The organism is Pseudomonas iridis, from assembly GCF_017980685.1.
Classification (GTDB): Bacteria; Pseudomonadota; Gammaproteobacteria; order Pseudomonadales; family Pseudomonadaceae; genus Aquipseudomonas; species Aquipseudomonas iridis.
The window spans coordinates 1-1,115 of record NZ_JACXXO010000046.1 but is presented as its reverse complement, the minus strand read 5'-3'; the positions used below and the strand labels follow the sequence as shown (position 1 = coordinate 1,115).

General features: G+C 55.2%; 1 protein-coding gene. It reads left to right on the top strand.

Features of this window, described 5'->3' with window-relative positions; translation table 11 throughout:
- Positions 1-2 precede the first annotated feature (2 nt).
- Complete coding sequence (locus tag IEQ42_RS27225; protein WP_210706197.1) at positions 3-971, top strand: IS5 family transposase; 969 nt, start codon at positions 3-5, stop codon at positions 969-971.
- Positions 972-1,115 lie beyond the last annotated feature (144 nt).

Sequence of the window (1,115 nt, the reverse complement as noted above, 5' to 3'; positions counted from 1 at the left end):
AGATGTCCTTCGCCGATGCTGAGTACGCCGGCAAACGTAAGCAGACCCGCCGTGAGCGCTTCCTGATCGAGATGGATCAGGTCGTGCCCTGGAAGGGCTTGATTGCCTTGATCGAGCCGCATTATCCGAAAGGTGAAGGCGGTCGTCCGGCGTATCCGTTGCTGGCCATGTTGCGGGTTCATCTGATGCAGAACTGGTTCGGCTACAGCGATCCGGCGATGGAAGAATCACTCTATGAAACGACGATTCTGCGCCAGTTCGCGGGGCTGCATCTGGATCGAATTCCCGATGAAACCACGATCCTCAACTTCCGGCGCCTGCTGGAAAAACATGAGTTGGCGGGCGGGATCTTGCAGGTCATCAACGGCTATCTGGGTGACCGTGGCTTGATGCTGCGCCAAGGCACGGTGGTCGATGCGACGATCATTCATGCCCCGAGTTCGACCAAGAACAAGGACGGCAAGCGCGACCCGGAAATGCATCAGACGAAAAAAGGAAATCAGTACTTTTTTGGTATGAAAGCGCACATCGGCGTCGATGCCGAATCCGGCTTGGTGCACAGCCTGGTGGGCACGGCGGCGAATGTGGCGGACGTGACGCAGGTCGATCAGTTGTTGCATGGTGAGGAAACTTACGTGTGCGGCGATGCGGGTTATACCGGTGTGGAGAAGCGTGCTGAGCATCAGAACCGCACGATGATTTGGTCGATTGCCGCGCGTCCCAGCAGCTATAGAAAGCACGGAAAAAAGAGTTTGATCGGGCGTATGCGACGCAAGATCGAATACGCCAAAGCGCAGGTGCGGGCCAAGGTTGAACATCCCTTTCGCGTGATCAAGCGCCAGTTTGGCTACACGAAAGTACGCTTTCGTGGCTTGTCGAAAAACATCGCCCAACAGACAACCTTGTTCGCATTGTCGAACCTGTGGATGGTGCGAAAACGGTTGTTGAATGCGGGAGAGGTGCGTCTGTAATGCGGGCTGATCGCCCTGAAACAGCACGATCAGAGGAAAGAGCCGTGAATTAAAGACAAGAAGGGTCTGTTTTTCGGCCGACTTGGATTTTTTGAACCTCAAGCAGCGAGGGCCTCAAAAATCGGTGGGTACTTCAGACCTTCC